12 protein-coding genes are annotated in these 14,289 nt (G+C 61.2%); 4 read left to right on the top strand and 8 right to left on the bottom strand.

Going from position 1 to position 14,289, the window contains the following annotated elements:
- Position 1: 1 nt before the first annotated feature.
- The 7 genes from BLU52_RS18935 to BLU52_RS18905 form a co-directional block, all read right to left on the bottom strand.
- Positions 2–1,066, bottom strand: a complete 1,065-nt coding sequence (locus BLU52_RS18935; RefSeq protein WP_090285802.1) for an imelysin family protein — start codon at positions 1,064–1,066, stop codon at positions 2–4.
- A gap of 28 nt (positions 1,067–1,094) precedes the next feature.
- Positions 1,095–2,522, bottom strand: coding sequence for a di-heme oxidoreductase family protein (locus BLU52_RS18930; RefSeq protein WP_090285800.1), 1,428 nt, complete (start codon positions 2,520–2,522; stop codon positions 1,095–1,097).
- 315 nt (positions 2,523–2,837) lie between these two features.
- Complete coding sequence (locus BLU52_RS18925) at positions 2,838–4,190, bottom strand: imelysin family protein (protein WP_090285797.1); 1,353 nt, start codon at positions 4,188–4,190, stop codon at positions 2,838–2,840.
- A 184-nt stretch (positions 4,191–4,374) separates the two neighbouring features.
- The gene (locus BLU52_RS18920; RefSeq protein ID WP_090285796.1) at positions 4,375–6,426 is read right to left on the bottom strand and encodes a putative bifunctional diguanylate cyclase/phosphodiesterase; all 2,052 of its coding nucleotides are present in this window, start codon (positions 6,424–6,426) and stop codon (positions 4,375–4,377) included.
- Between the two features lie 328 nt (positions 6,427–6,754).
- On the bottom strand, positions 6,755–7,351 hold the full coding sequence (locus BLU52_RS18915) for a superoxide dismutase (protein ID WP_090285794.1): 597 nt from the start codon (positions 7,349–7,351) through the stop codon (positions 6,755–6,757).
- A gap of 187 nt (positions 7,352–7,538) precedes the next feature.
- Positions 7,539–8,141 carry a LysE/ArgO family amino acid transporter gene (locus BLU52_RS18910; RefSeq protein WP_090285791.1) on the bottom strand — a complete coding sequence of 201 codons (603 nt, stop codon included), beginning with the start codon at positions 8,139–8,141 and terminating at the stop codon, positions 7,539–7,541.
- A gap of 5 nt (positions 8,142–8,146) precedes the next feature.
- Complete coding sequence (locus BLU52_RS18905) at positions 8,147–8,548, bottom strand: ACT domain-containing protein (RefSeq protein WP_090285789.1); 402 nt, start codon at positions 8,546–8,548, stop codon at positions 8,147–8,149.
- Positions 8,549–8,644: 96 nt separating this feature from the next.
- Here BLU52_RS18905 and BLU52_RS18900 point away from each other — a divergent pair, with 96 nt between their 5' ends.
- From BLU52_RS18900 to BLU52_RS18885, 4 genes are all read left to right on the top strand, one after another.
- Entirely contained in the window at positions 8,645–9,532 is an 888-nt protein-coding gene (locus BLU52_RS18900; RefSeq protein ID WP_090285786.1) for a LysR family transcriptional regulator ArgP, read from the top strand.
- Positions 9,533–9,627: 95 nt separating this feature from the next.
- Positions 9,628–10,620: an NAD-dependent epimerase/dehydratase family protein gene (locus BLU52_RS18895; RefSeq protein WP_090285784.1), complete on the top strand. Its 993-nt coding sequence runs from the start codon at positions 9,628–9,630 to the stop codon at positions 10,618–10,620.
- A gap of 116 nt (positions 10,621–10,736) precedes the next feature.
- Complete coding sequence (locus BLU52_RS18890) at positions 10,737–11,594, top strand: ATPase (protein ID WP_090285782.1); 858 nt, start codon at positions 10,737–10,739, stop codon at positions 11,592–11,594.
- A gap of 130 nt (positions 11,595–11,724) precedes the next feature.
- Positions 11,725–12,573: a cache domain-containing protein gene (locus BLU52_RS18885; protein WP_090285779.1), complete on the top strand. Its 849-nt coding sequence runs from the start codon at positions 11,725–11,727 to the stop codon at positions 12,571–12,573.
- Positions 12,574–12,700: 127 nt separating this feature from the next.
- On the opposite strand, the gene BLU52_RS18880 is transcribed toward BLU52_RS18885, so the two are convergent.
- Positions 12,701–14,218 carry an MDR family MFS transporter gene (locus BLU52_RS18880; protein WP_090285776.1) on the bottom strand — a complete coding sequence of 506 codons (1,518 nt, stop codon included), beginning with the start codon at positions 14,216–14,218 and terminating at the stop codon, positions 12,701–12,703.
- Between the last annotated feature and the right edge of the window lie 71 nt (positions 14,219–14,289).

The following is a 14,289-nucleotide window of genomic DNA, read 5'->3' as shown; positions in this document are numbered from 1 at the left end:
ATCAGTCACCGTCGTTGGCGTTGAAGCCCAGTTGAATGCCCAGCGCCTTGGCCAGTTCGCCTTCGTGCAGGCGATGGACGACGTTGAGGCTGTCGTAGATGTCGTTCAGTTGCTGGCGACCGGCGTCGTCTTCAAGCATTTCGCCGAGCGAGCGCTGGGTGCTGTCGAACAGTTTCAGCGAGGCGGCGTAGGCGGCGTCGATCTTGTCGGCCAACGGCTTCTGCTCGGCTGGCAACAGACCGCGCAGGCCTTTGTTGTCGACGCCTTCCCAAACGGTTTTGGCCGCTGCAAGGCTGGCTTGCAGTGCGGTCAGCGACGACTGGCTGCGCCACGCATCAGCCTGGAACGGCTGTGGCACGCCTTTGCTCTGGCGGCCCATCGGCGTGCCGAGCTTTTTCTTCAGGGTGTCCAGTGCAGTGACCTGCACGCGCAGCAGATCGGCGATCGCTTCGTGGGAGTCGGCATAACGCTGATTCGGGAATTTGCTCATCTGCGCGAGCATGCCGTCGGTGTTGTTCCAGCCCTGCAGAATCTCTTCGGCCAATTGCTTCTGGCGTTCGCCGATGGCAATCAGCAGCGGGCAGTATTTGGCTTTCTGCTCGGCGTTGGCCACGTCAGGCTTGGCATCGAAGAGGATGTATTCGTAGGCCGACAAGCCCTGAACCACCACGCTCGACTTGGCCAGTGCCGCGGCGTCGATCTGCGGCTGCGCTACGACCAGTTGCTCGACCTGACGGCCAACAAGGTTCTTCTTGTCCGGCCAGAACTGCACCTGCCACGAACGATTGCCCTCGGCCAGCGGGCCGATCAGCAACGGTTGCAGCTCGGCCCAGGCCTTTTGCGCGTGAAGGAAATCGGCGCGCGCGGTTTCCAGGGTTTCCTTGCCCTGGCAGTAGGCGAGGGCGCTGACTGCCAGTTGCTTGTCGGCTTCGACCCAGCGGGTATAGGTCGGCAGAATTACCGACTTGGCGATGGCCGCCGACGTGACCGCTTGCGGGTCCTGCGGCGAGCAGGCGCCGAGGGCGAGTGCGGCAAGGCTGGTGAACAGTAGCTTGGGACGGAACATGTCGGGCTCCCGATTCTTTTTTCAGTATTTAAAGTGAGTTCAAAAATGCCAGCAACGCAGCGCGCTGCTCGGCATTGAAAGACAAAACCTGTTGCTGCGCGGCTTGCGCTTCGCCGCCATGCCAGAGCACGGCTTCAAGCAGATTGCGCGCGCGGCCGTCATGCAAAAATTGCGTGTGGCCGCTGACCGCTTGCGTCAGGCCGATCCCCCACAACGGCGGGGTGCGCCAGTCGCGGCCGGTGGCCTGGAATTCGGTGCGATTGTCCGCCAGACCGTCGCCCATGTCGTGCAACAGCAGATCGCTGTACGGGCGAATCACCTGATTGGCCAATTCCGGTTCGGCGGCGTTGGCGGCAGTGGTGTATTTCGGTGTATGGCACGACTGGCAACCCGCCTGGAAAAACAGATTCTTGCCCGCCAGCACCTCGGCATCATTGACGCCGCGTCGCGCGGGCACCGCGAGGTTGCGGCTATAGAACAGCACCAGTCGCAAAATGTTGTCGCTGACTTCCGGTTCGCCATCCGGGCCGTTGCCGTTCGGTGCCTGCTTGCAGGCGGTTTGCGCGTCGGAGCAGTCATCGAACGGGCGCAGGCTGGTGGTCAGGCCCATGTCACCCGAAAACGCGTGCACATTCTGTTGATTGAGGTTCGGTTGCCCGGCTTTCCAGCCGAAACGGCCGATGACGGTTTTCTGCAACACATCGTCCCAGACCCGGTTCGGCCGGCCGTTGATGCCCTGGTTGTCTTTGGCTTGTGCGGCAGCGTTGGCGAGAATCTCCTCTTCGGGGATCGCTTCAAGCAGACCCAGACCGATCATCGGCGGTGCCACCCGCGCGGAAAACCGCGTGTCCGGGTGCATCGGCCCGTAGCCCAGTTGCGTAATCTGCAGGACCGGTTTGCGCAACTCGACCTCGGTGCCATCCGCGAACCGCACCGGCACCGGCGTGTAGTCGACGCGCACCTTGCCCTCCGGCGCAACGCCGGGCACGGCCATGTCCTGGAACTGGCCGCCGTAGACCGGTTCCGGCACTACGCCAAGTTGTTCGATGGCTTTGGCGTAGGGCGGCGCATCGGGAATCGACAGCCTGACCAGCATCGACACCGCATTGCTTGCGTCGGGTGCCGGTGGATGACCGCGACCGTCCTTGATGTGGCAGTTCTGGCAGGCGTTGGTGTTGAACAGCGGGCCGAGGCCGTCGCGGGCCGTGGTGGTCGATGGCGCGATCACCCACGGGCTGCGAAAGAAGCTGTTGCCAACGCTGAAATCCACCCGTCGCGAGGGTGGGAGATTGGCCGACGGCAGGGAAAACGCGTTCTGATCGCTCTTGCGCACCGTCGCCGCACCACCCGAACGCGCCTCGCCGGGCTCGGCCTTGGTGAAACGCGGGGCGTCATCGCAGGCACTAAGGCCCAGGGCCAGCAACAGTGCAGACAAGCGAAGAGGCAGCGAGGGCATCAGACATCCTGCAGACGGGCGAAAACAAAGGCGCAAAGTCTAACAGGGCCGGGGAGTTTGAATAAGAGGAATTATCGTTTGCTTGATACAGCACAAGCCGGAAAGCGCACGCAACCCCCTGTAGGAGTGAGCCTGCTCGCGATAGCGGACTGTCAGTTGATGAATGGGTGACTGATCCACCGCTATCGCGAGCAGGCTCACTCCTACAGGGGACGGTGAACAGCGGATATTTAGCGGTGATCCCACAGGGCAGGTATGTTGCAGACAAGAAAAAGGCGACCTCGAAGGTCGCCTTTTTTGCAGCACACGCGTTGATCAGAACTCGTGATCGGCGTTGTCCGGGTTCAGGTCGCTGATGCCCAGTTTGCCGGCAGCGGCTTCGATCGAACCGGTCTGCTTGACCAGCGCGGCGATCGCGTCACGAACGATCTGGTTGCCCGCGGTGTTGCCAGCCGCGATCAACTGGTCGTAGTGCTCGCCCTTGTTGGCGTGATCGACCATGACCTGGATCTTCGCTTCGGTTGCGGCGAGATCGGCTTTCAGTGCGGTGTCGGCAGCCGGATCAGCCTTGGCCACCAGCGACGACAGGCTGGCGCCGGTCAGCTTGGTGCCGTCGACGCGGGTGTACTCGCCCAGGTAAACGTTACGCACGCCTTTGGCATCGTAGAAATGCGAGTAGTGGGTGTTGTCGCTGAAGCAATCCTGCTCGTCTTCCGGGGAGTTGGCTTCCAGGGAAACTTTCATGCGCTCGCCGGCCAGTTCGCCGAGGGACAGGCTGCCCATACCGAACAACATTTTGCGCAGACCGGATTCACCCGGCTCGGCTTCCAGCGTGGCGCGGTAGTTGTCGGCCACGTTTGGCTTCCAGTTGCCGACCATTTCTTCCAGATCGCTGACCAGCAGCTCGGTCACGGCTTTCAGGTAGGCACGGCGACGATCGTTGTGACCGCCAGTGGCGCCGGCGCCTTCCAGGTAATCGGAGGCCGGACGGTTGCCAGCGCCCGGGCCGGTGCCGTTGAGGTCCTGGCCCCACAGCAGGAATTCGATGGCGTGGTAGCCGGTAGCGACGTTCGCCTCGGAACCGCCCAGCTCGTTGAGACTGGCGAGTTTTTCCGCGGTTATGTCCTTGACGTCGACCTTGTCTTCGCCAACCTGAACTTCAGTGTTGGCGATGATGTTGGCGGTGGCACCCGGGTTACCCAAGGCGTGCTCGTAGGATTTGTCGACGTAGTCGATCAGACCTTCGTCCAGCGGCCAAGCGTTAACCTGACCTTCCCAATCGTCGATGATGGTGTTGCCGAAGCGGAACACTTCACTTTGCAGGTACGGAACGCGCGCGGCGACCCAGGCAGCCTTGGCGGCTTTCAGGGTGTCGGCGTTCGGCTTGGCGAGGAACGCGTCGATCGCGCTCTGCAAGGTTTTCGCGGTGGATTCGGCATCGCTGTAGACGGCGAAGACCATGTCGGCGTAGTGCGCGACCACAGCCTTGGCGGCAGCATCGTCGACTTTACCGGCAGCAGGCGCAGGCGTAGCGGCAGGGGCTGGAGCAGCGCTGCTGGAAGCCGGCGTCATTTCGGAGGCTTTTTCTTTGTCCTTGCCTTCGCCGCAACCGGCGAGGGAAATAGCGATGGCCAGCAGACTGGCGGTAGCCAGAGGCATACGAATCATGGCGAACATCCTGCTTCGGTAGTTGAGTGGACTGGCGCCGAGGGCGCGCAAAACTGCGACATAATGCAAATCTTTCGCATTATGTGTAAAGGGTTGTGGTTGGAAATATTTCTTGTTTACAACATGGGTGCGCTGGATCAAGCGCACGATCCTGATCGGCGAGAGGCGCCGCGTTCACGGCGTTTCACAGAATGGCGGCGTTGCTGCGTTGCGCTTGCTTGAGATAAGCGCTCAACTCACGGGCCGGGAGCGGTTTGCTGTAGTGATAACCCTGACCCTCGTGGCAGCCTTCGGAGATGATATAGGTCTCCTGCTCGGCGGTTTCCACGCCCTCGGCAATCACCTGCATGCCGAGACTCTTGCCCAACTGGATGATCGCGCGAACGATGGTCGCATCGTCGTCGTCATCGAGCAGGTCCTGCACGAAGCTCTTGTCGATCTTGATCTTGTCCAGCGGCAGGCTTTTCAGATAACTCAGCGATGAATAACCAGTGCCGAAGTCGTCAATGGCGATCAACGCTCCGGAGCGGCGCAGGCTCAGTAGATGCTGGGCGGCGGTGCTGATGTCTTCCATCAGGCCGGTTTCGGTCACTTCCAGCTCCAGACTGCGCGGCGGCAAGCGGTACATCTGCAACAGGTTGTTGACCACTCGCGGCAGCTCGGCGTGGTGCAGTTGCACCGTCGACAGATTGACCGCCATGCGCAGATCGGCAAAACCCTGATCGTGCCAGTCGCGTAGCTGCTTGCAGGCTTGATCGAGCACCCATTCGCCGATGGCGATGATCGTGCCGTTCTGCTCGGCCAGCGGAATGAACAGGTCCGGCGGCACCAGGCCGTGTTCGGGATGCTGCCAGCGAATCAACGCTTCGACACCGACCACACGGTGATCGCGATAGCTGATCTGTGGCTGGTAGACGAGATAGAACTGATCGCGGATCAGCGCATCGCGCAGGTCTTTTTCCAGCTCGCGACGACGACGCATCTCGCTGTCGACGCTGGCGATGTAGAACTGATAACGGTTGCGTGAGCGAGTCTTGGCCAGGGTCATGGTCTGCTCGGCTTTCTGCAACAGCTTCTCGGTGCTGTCGCCATCCTCCGGGAACAGGGTGATGCCGATGGTCGCCCGCAGGCGGATCTCCTGATGATCAAGGGCGAATGGCGCTTCCAGATCGTCGAGGATGCTTTGCGCCAGTTCCGCCGCTTCGTAGGGCTGTTCGATATCGGCCTGGACCAGCGCGAACTGATCGCCGCCAAGACGGGCGAGGGCGCCGAGGCGACCGCTGTGGGCGCGCAAACGGTCGGCCAGGGCCAGCAGCAACTGGTCGCCGGTCTGGTAGCTGAACTGCTCGTTGATGCCTTTGAAATCATCCAGCCCTACGCACAATACCGCGACGCGGCGTTGCAGCTTGCCGGCGTCGACCAGAATCTTGTCCAGTTGCTGCTGCAACTGCTGGCGGTTCGGCAGGCCAGTGAGGAAATCGTACTGGGCCATGCGCAGCAGGCTGTTTTCCGCTTCGTGACGCAGATGGGTGTTGCGTTCGATCGATTCCAGCAACTGATTGGCGGTGTTGATCCATACGCCCAACTCGTTTTTCTCGTGGCCCTTGAGCTGCGGAATCTTGTGTTCGCTGGGGCGATCCGGGTTGATCTCGGTGAGGTGCTCGATGATCCGCGACAGCGGTTTGGTCAGCAGCCAGTGATAAACCAGATACAGCACCAGGCCCATGGCCAGCGCCCGCAAGACCCCGGATATGAAGATGATCACCGAACTGACGAGAAAACCTTCGCCATAGGTGGCGGTGTCGAGGGTAATGCTCAGGTCGCCGTAATACTCGCTGTACGGCCCGCGCCCGACCAGTTGGGTGGTGAAGGTACGTTCCTGACCGAGGATCAGGTCGGTCAGCCAGCGGCTGTTGGAATGCTGCAGCTCGCGGGATTTCTGCGCGAGCATGGCTTCGTTGGGATGGCCGATGGACGCCTGACGCACGGCATCGTCCTGGAACAGGCCTTCGATCACCTGCATGCCCATTTCCCGGTCCAGACTGTAGACAGCCTGAGTCGACGGGTCGCGGAACATGTCGAGAATCCGCTCGGCATCGCCGGCCACCGCCTGACGGGTCTTGTAGGCATCGAAGACGATTTGCGCACAGCTCAAGACCACGCCGACGATCAATGCCGACAGGAGCACGACCCGGAGCAACTTCACCGACAAGCTGTTCTTGAGTTCCAGCTTCAAAGGGGTATTCCTTGTTCCGTGCGGGTAGCGTCAAGTTGCCATGAGTATTGGCAATCCCGGGGTGGCAGTCAAAGGGACAATCGGGCTCAGGGAGATTCACCCGTGCCTTGGTCAAAATGCTGCCAATTGGAGTATTAGCTCTGAATTAACTGTGTCGGTAGTGGCGGCCCTCAACTTGAGCCTGCACATGATATTTTTTGCGCTCTGTGATGGTAGCTTCCCGTGCGCTCCCGACAAACGGCACGAAGCTGTTTTCAGCGTGAGAAAAACGCCATCCGCGAGCATAAAAAAACCCGGCAATAGCCGGGTTTCTTGTCTGGCGTGCAGCTTAAGCGGTGAAGGCTTTGCCTTCGAACTGCTCGGCCACGAACTTCCAGTTGACCAGGTTCCAGAACGCTTCTACGTACTTCGGACGCACGTTGCGGTAGTCGATGTAGTAAGCGTGTTCCCAGACGTCGCAGGTCAGCAGCGGGGTGTCGCCGCTGGTGATCGGGTTGCCCGCGCCGATGGTGCTGGCCAGCGCCAGGGAACCGTCAGCCTTTTTCACCAGCCAGCCCCAGCCGGAACCGAAGGTGCCGATCGAGGTTTTGCTGAACTCTTCCTTGAACTTGTCGAACGAACCGAAGGCTGCGTTGATCGCTTCAGCCAGTGCACCGGTTGGTTGACCGCCGGCGTTTGGCGCCAGGCAGTTCCAGTAGAAAGTGTGGTTCCAGACCTGAGCGGCGTTGTTGAAGATACCGCCCGAGGAAGTCTTGACGATTTCTTCCAGGGTCTTGCCTTCGAACTCGGTGCCTGGCACCAGGTTGTTCAGGTTCACGACATAGGTGTTGTGGTGCTTGTCGTGGTGGTATTCCAGGGTTTCCCTGGAAATGTGCGGCTGCAGGGCATCGTGTGGGTAAGGCAGCGGCGGCAATTCGAAAGCCATGATGATTCTCCTAATCAGGTCTGTTGCGGTGAGCGCAAGGCCGATCACGGGCGGCCAGAAATGCACCGGCGAGTTTTTACTCTTTGCGGCGCAGGGTCTGGATCATAGCACCGGGGTTGCGGCATAACCACGCAACAACTGTGTGGGATAGAGGTTCAACGGCATCCTCTTGGCTGTTTGGAATAAATCAGTTCGCAATAATCAGCTGCCCGGCCACCGTGAACATCATCAACGCCACCACCAGGTCAAGAATCCGCCAGGTACTGGGGCGAGCGAGCCACGGTGCCAGCCACGCCGCGCCGAGCGCCAGGGTGAAAAACCACAGCAGCGAAGCGCTTGCCGCGCCGACCACATAAGCCCCCGGCACCGATTGTTGGGCGCCGAGCGAGCCGATCAGCAACACGGTATCCAGATAAACGTGCGGATTAAGCAGCGTCACCGCCAGCGCGCTGAGCATCACGGCGCGCAATGAACGCACGGTCTGCTTTGCGCCTTGATCCAGGCTTTGTTTCGAACAGGCCCGGCGCAACGCCTGGCTGCCATACCAGATCAGAAACGTCGCGCCGCCCCAACGGGCGACCGCCAGCAGCGTCGGGTTCTGCGCAAGAATCGTCGCCAGGCCGAACACCCCGGCCGCCACCAGCAGCGCATCGCACGCCACGCACAGCGCGGCGACCGGCAAATGATGTTCACGGCGCAGGCTCTGCGCCAATACGAAGGCGTTCTGGGTGCCGATCGCCATGATTAGCCCGAGGGCCACCAGCAGGCCGTTCACATAGCTTTGCCACATAACGGTTACTCCGCGTTGGCTGCGAGATCGCGCAGCACTTGCATGGCGCGTTCGGCGTCGGCCTGGCCGACGAACAAATGGTCGTGGTAGTAGCCGGCAATCACGTTGCAACTGATCCCGGCCTGGCCCAACGCCGTGGCGAACGCGGCGGTGAGGCCAACCGCTTCCAGCGCGGAGTGCACATTGAGAGTGATCCACGCCGCCACATAGTCGAAGTGCAAACCGGCCTGTTCGGCATGGGCACGCTGCACGATCACCGTCAGGCCTTCCTGCTCGCGAAAGCTGCCGACAATCTCAAGATCGCGCGGCAGCACGCCATCGAACAGGGTGCAGAACACGTATTCGCCGGCGTTGAGTTGCGGGCTCATGCTGCGCAATAAAGTGGTGAGTGAAGTTTCGCCGGCCATGAACGTGATCCTTGGGAAAAAGTGCTTGCTGGCTATTCTCCGGTCGAGCGATGTATAAGAAAAACCAATATTGCTGATCGCTCATTAGGAAAACTGATGTTCGACTATAAATTGCTGTCTGCCTTGGCCGCCGTGGTTGAACAGGCTGGCTTCGAACGGGCTGCGCAGGTACTGGGTTTGTCGCAGTCGGCGATCTCGCAGCGGATCAAACTGCTCGAAGCACGGGTCGGCCAGCCGGTGCTGATTCGCGGCACACCGCCGGCGCCAACCGAGATCGGCCGACGCTTGCTCAACCATGTGCAGCAGGTGCGTTTGCTGGAGCGTGACCTGCAAAGCGTCGTTCCGGCGCTGGACGAAGAGGGGCTGCCGGATCGTCTGCGCATCGCGCTCAACGCCGACAGTCTCGCCACCTGGTGGGGGCAAGCGGTGGGGGATTTCTGCGCTGCGCAGCATTTATTGCTCGACCTGATCGTTGAAGACCAGACGGTCGGCCTCAAACGTATGCGCGCCGGTGAAGTGGCGGCCTGCCTTTGCGCCAGCGAGCGACCGGTGGCCGGCGCGCGCAGTGTGTTGCTCGGGGCGATGCGTTACCGCGCTTTGGCCAGCCCGGCCTTCATTGAGCGGCATTTCCCCCAGGGCGTGCGCGCCGAACAACTGCCGCGCACGCCGGCACTGGTGTTCGGGCCGGACGATTTTCTGCAGCATCGCTATCTCGCATCGCTGGGCGTCGATGGTGGTTTCGAACACCATTTGTGTCCGTCTTCGGAAGGTTTCATCCGCTTGGCCGAAGCCGGAATCGGCTGGGGACTGGTGCCGGAGTTGCAAGTGCGCGAACAGTTGCGCAGCGGCGTATTGCGCGAGTTGTTGCCAGATAAACCCATCGATGTGCCGCTGTACTGGCATCATTGGCGCAACGGCGGGCAATTGCTCAACCTGCTCACCGAGCAATTACTGCGCTCGTCACCGCAATGGCTAGTGGCTTAGAAGCAGTTGCGAGCGTCAAGCTGCAAGCGGCAAGCGCAGCGTTTTAACTTGCTGCTAATGGCTTGTAGCTTGCAGCTGTATCTGTGGAGTTTTTGATGAAGATTTTGGTTACCGGCGCAAGCGGCTTCATTGGCGGACGCTTTGCGCGTTTTGCCCTGGAGCAGGGCCTTGAGGTGCGGGTTAACGGGCGCCGGGCCGAGAGCGTCGAGCATCTGGTGCGCCGTGGCGCCGAGTTCGTGCCCGGCGATCTGACCGATGCCGAACTGGCCCGCGAGCTGTGCGCGGATGTCGAAGCCGTGGTGCATTGCGCCGGTGCGGTCGGTGTGTGGGGGCGTTATCAGGATTTCCATCAGGGCAACGTGCAGGTCACCGAAAATGTCGTTGAGGCCTGCCTCAAGCAGCGGGTCCGGCGTTTGGTGCACCTGTCATCGCCGTCGATCTATTTCGATGGCCGCGACCATCTCGGTCTGACCGAAGAACAAGTGCCCAAGCGCTTTAGGCATCCATACGCGGCGACCAAGTACCTGGCCGAGCAGAAGGTCTTCGGCGCTCAGGAATTCGGCCTGGAAACCATCGCGTTGCGCCCGCGTTTCGTCACCGGGGCTGGCGACATGAGCATCTTTCCGCGCCTGCTCAACATGCAGCGCAAGGGCCGTCTGGCGATCGTCGGCAATGGCCTGAACAAGGTCGATTTCACCAGCGTGCACAACCTTAACGAAGCCATGCTCAGCGGTTTGCTGGCCCCGGGCTCGGCGCTGGGCAAGGCCTACAACATCAGCAACGGCGCGCCGGTGCCGCTGTGGGACGTGGTCAATTACGTGATGCGCAATATGGACGTGCCGCAGGTGCGCAAGTATCGCTCGTATGCGCTGGCCTACAGCGTTGCCGCGCTCAACGAAGGTGCCTGCAAACTCTGGCCGGGGCGTCCGGAGCCGACGCTGTCGCGGCTGGGCATGCAAGTGATGAACAAAAATTTCACCCTCGACATCAGTCGCGCCCGGCATTATCTGGACTACGATCCGAAAGTCAGCCTGTGGTCGGCCCTCGACGAGTTCTGCGCCTGGTGGAAGGCTCAGGACATTCGTTGAAACCATTCGGTCGGCCGGCAATGAACCGCGCCCCCGGATGGGGGTCAATGCCTGCGGCTGCGGCGGTTATACTTCGCAGCATTTAGCCATCACCGCGTTTCTCAAAGGTTGCCTCAATGTCCATGCGTAACGATGCTCACGACGACGATTTCGATAACGTGCCCAGCCTGCGCGCCGACCCCTTCGACGACGATGACATTCCCACCACCGCCCGCACCTCCGTGCACTCGCGCACGCCGTCGGTGGTCAAGGTCAAGGCGGCCAGCACCGGGCCTTTGTGGGCGTTGGTCGGCGCATTGTTCTTTGCCTTTATCGGTCTGGCCTGGTGGAGTTTCCAGCAGATCTCCTTGATGGAGCAGCAACTGGTCGCGACCCAGGAAAGCTTCGCGCGGATCAGCGAAGAAGCGGCCGGGCGCCTGCAGGACATTTCCGGCAAGGTCGTAGCCAGCCAGTCCAACGTCAGCAGCGACAGCGAAGCGCTGAAGCTGCAAATCAAGCAACTGGAAGGCAAGTTGCTCGATCAGAGCAAACAGCAGCAAGGCGTCGCCGGGCAGGCCAGCGATCTGGACAAGCGTCTGGCGCAGATGACCGCGCAGACCAGCGAACTGCAGACCGCCAACAGCCAGTTGCAGGCGCAGGTGAAAACCTTGAGCACCGAACTGGCGACGCTGAAAAGCACACCGGCTGACACCAGCAAGCTCGACGCGGAATTGAAAGCGTTCGATGCGCAGTTCAAGAGCCTCGGCGCCGATATCGTGGCCTTGAAGAAACAGGGCAACCCGAGCGCAGCCATCGATCGACTCGAGCAGGAAATCGTTGTGCTCAAAAGCGAGCAGGACAATCGCCCGGCAACCCCACAGGGTGGCGGCAACACCGCTGAGTTCGACGCCTTCCGCGCGCAGATGACGCGCAACCTCAACACGCTGCAGGCGCAGATCCAGAACCTGCAACAGCAGATCAACGCGCGACCTTGATAGTCGATTGGCTGTGGTGGGGCATGCCTCATCACAGCCACCGCGTAACGTTCAGAAACCCTCTGAATATCCCTACATCAGCCCAGGCCGTCTACGCTCTTGAAACACCAACAAGAACGAGGGATGCGCTATGGGGTTTTTGCATAAACTGGCCTGGCTCGGCGTGATGCTATTGGCCGGTCTCAGCCAGGCCAGCGCCGCGACCGATGGCAAGGATGACAGTCAGGCCGCCGTCGCCCTGCTGGAAAAAGCCCTGGCTTATTACCACGACAACGGCGACAAGGCGTTTGCCGCCTTCAGCCGGCAGGGTGAGTTTGTCGACAAGGACCGCTACGTCTTCGTGGTCGATACCAAGGGCGTGATGCTCGCCAGCGGTGGGCCTTCAGCCGCACTGATCGGGCGCGACGTCAGCGAAGTGCTTGGTCCGGATTTGCAGAAAGCCTTCAAGGACGCCCTGAAAGTCCCGGAGGGCAACGGTATCCAGCAGGCCGAATACCGTTGGCAGAACTGGGCCGACGGCAAGGTCGAGCGCAAGCACGTATTTTATCAGCGCGTCGGCCAGCGGATTCTGGCGGTGGGTTATTACTTGCCGCGCGCTTCGGCGGAGCAGGCCAAAGCACTGCTGGATAAGGCCGCAACGGACCTCGGTAAAGACGAGAAGGGTACGCTGACCGCGGTCAATTCGCTCAAGGGCGGCTATCTGCAGGATGACCTGTATGTGTTCGTGGTTGACCTCAACACCCGACGCTACGTGGCGCATGGCACCAACCTGCGCCTGATCAACACCGACTTCACCAAGGTCAAGGACCCGGAAGGCAAACCGGTGGGCGAACCGATCCTGGCGCTGATCGGCAAGCAGGATGAAGGTGAATACGAATACCGCTGGAAAAACCCGGTGACCGGCAAGGTCGAGGACAAACACGCCTACCTGAAAAAGGTCGGGCATTTCCTCGTCGCGGTGGGTTACTACAGCCCTTGACCGAAACACCGGCCTCCCTTGTGGGAGCGAGCCTGCTCGCGAAAGCGGTGTGTCATTAAATCTGATGTCGGCTGACACGACGTCTTCGCGAGCAGGCTCGCTCCCACAGGTTTGGCAGGGGGGACAGTTATTTCGCGCCGTGTTCGCGCCCGCGCAGCAGGTTGTTCGGCATGGCAATCGCTGCCGCCAACCCGAGCAGAGATACCGCGGTACTCACCCACAGCAAATGCCGGAACGTTACCAGCAGCTCTGCGCGCAAGGCATGCTGCGCATCCCCCGGAGCAGCGTTGAGGCCATCGAGCAGGACATTGCCCGAATGCCCCTCGCTGAGCAGTGAACTGCTTGCCAGGTGGGCGAAACTCGAGTGTTGCAACAGCGCCAGCAGCAGCGCCGACATCAACGCCACCCCCACCGCGCCGCCGAGGGAGCGGAACAGGTTGGTGGTGCTGGTGGCCACGCCGATGTCGCGTTGTTCGACCGAATTCTGCGTGCCGACCAAGGAGGTCGGAAACTGCATGCCACCGGCAATACCGCTGAGCAACATGAACACGCCGCTGAGCAGCGTCGCTTCCGGTGGGCTGAACGCCATGCCGAGAATCGAGATCGGCATCAATACCGCGCCGGTCAGGATCTGCGGTTTGTAGCGGCCGGTGATCGAGGTGCGGCGGCCGGCGAAATACGCGCCGATCGGCAGCCCCATCGCCAGCGGCAACAAGTGCAGCGCAGCGCTGTCGGCGCCGGCACCGGTGACAGTTTGAAAGCGCAGCGGCATCAGCACGATCAGCGAAATGGCCTGGAAACTGGTGAAGAAAATCGTGCACCAGCACAGCAGGGCGCTGCGGTTGGCGAACAGGTGCATCGGCAGCAACGGCTCACGCGCGCGCCGTTCATGCCAGACGAACGCCGCCAGCACCAGCACCGCACAAGCGAGCAGACCGAGCACTTCGCTGCTGCGCCACGAATGGCCCTGACCGACCTCGGTGATCCCCAGCAGCAGCGCGGTCAGACCGATGATCATCAACACCGTACCGAGGTAGTCGATCACCGGTTTGCGCTGCGGTATCGGCAAACCGCGCAGGTTGCGCCGTGCCACCCACCAGGCACCGAGGCCCAGCGGCAGGTTGATCAGAAACACCCAGCGCCACGACAGGTATTCGGTCATGTAGCCGCCGAGCACCGGCCCGGCAACACTCGCTACCGCGTACATGCTGCTGAAATAGCCCTGATAACGGCCCCGTTCACGCGGCGGCACGATGTCGCCGATGATCGCCTGACTCACCGAAATCATCCCGCCAGCGCCGATGCCCTGAAGAATGCGCGCCAGCACCAGTTGCTCCATGCTCTGCGCCATGCCGCAGAACAGCGAAGCCACGGTGAACAGGCCCATGCCGAACAGCATCAGTTTGCGCCGCCCGTACAGATCGCCAAGCTTGCCGTAGATCGGCACCGCCACGGTCATCGCCACCATGTAACCGGAAATCACCCAGGCCAGCAGGCTGACGTCCTTGAACTGGGCAGAGATGGCCGGCATCGACACCGCGACGATGGTCTGGTCGAGCGCGCCGAGAAAGATCGCCATCATCAAGGCGACCAGCACGCTGCGAATGGCCGGTTTGGGTGTTTCAGGCGGGTTCAGAGTGGTCACGGAAAACCTGCAGGCAGTGATTGACCCGCAAGGGCATGGCGAGCGGGGATGCTCGCCAGTGTAAGTCGGTA

Source organism: Pseudomonas granadensis, from assembly GCF_900105485.1.
Classification (GTDB): domain Bacteria; phylum Pseudomonadota; class Gammaproteobacteria; order Pseudomonadales; family Pseudomonadaceae; genus Aquipseudomonas; species Aquipseudomonas granadensis.
Note: the sequence above shows the minus strand (reverse complement) of the source record. Positions and strands in the feature narration are given on the sequence as shown.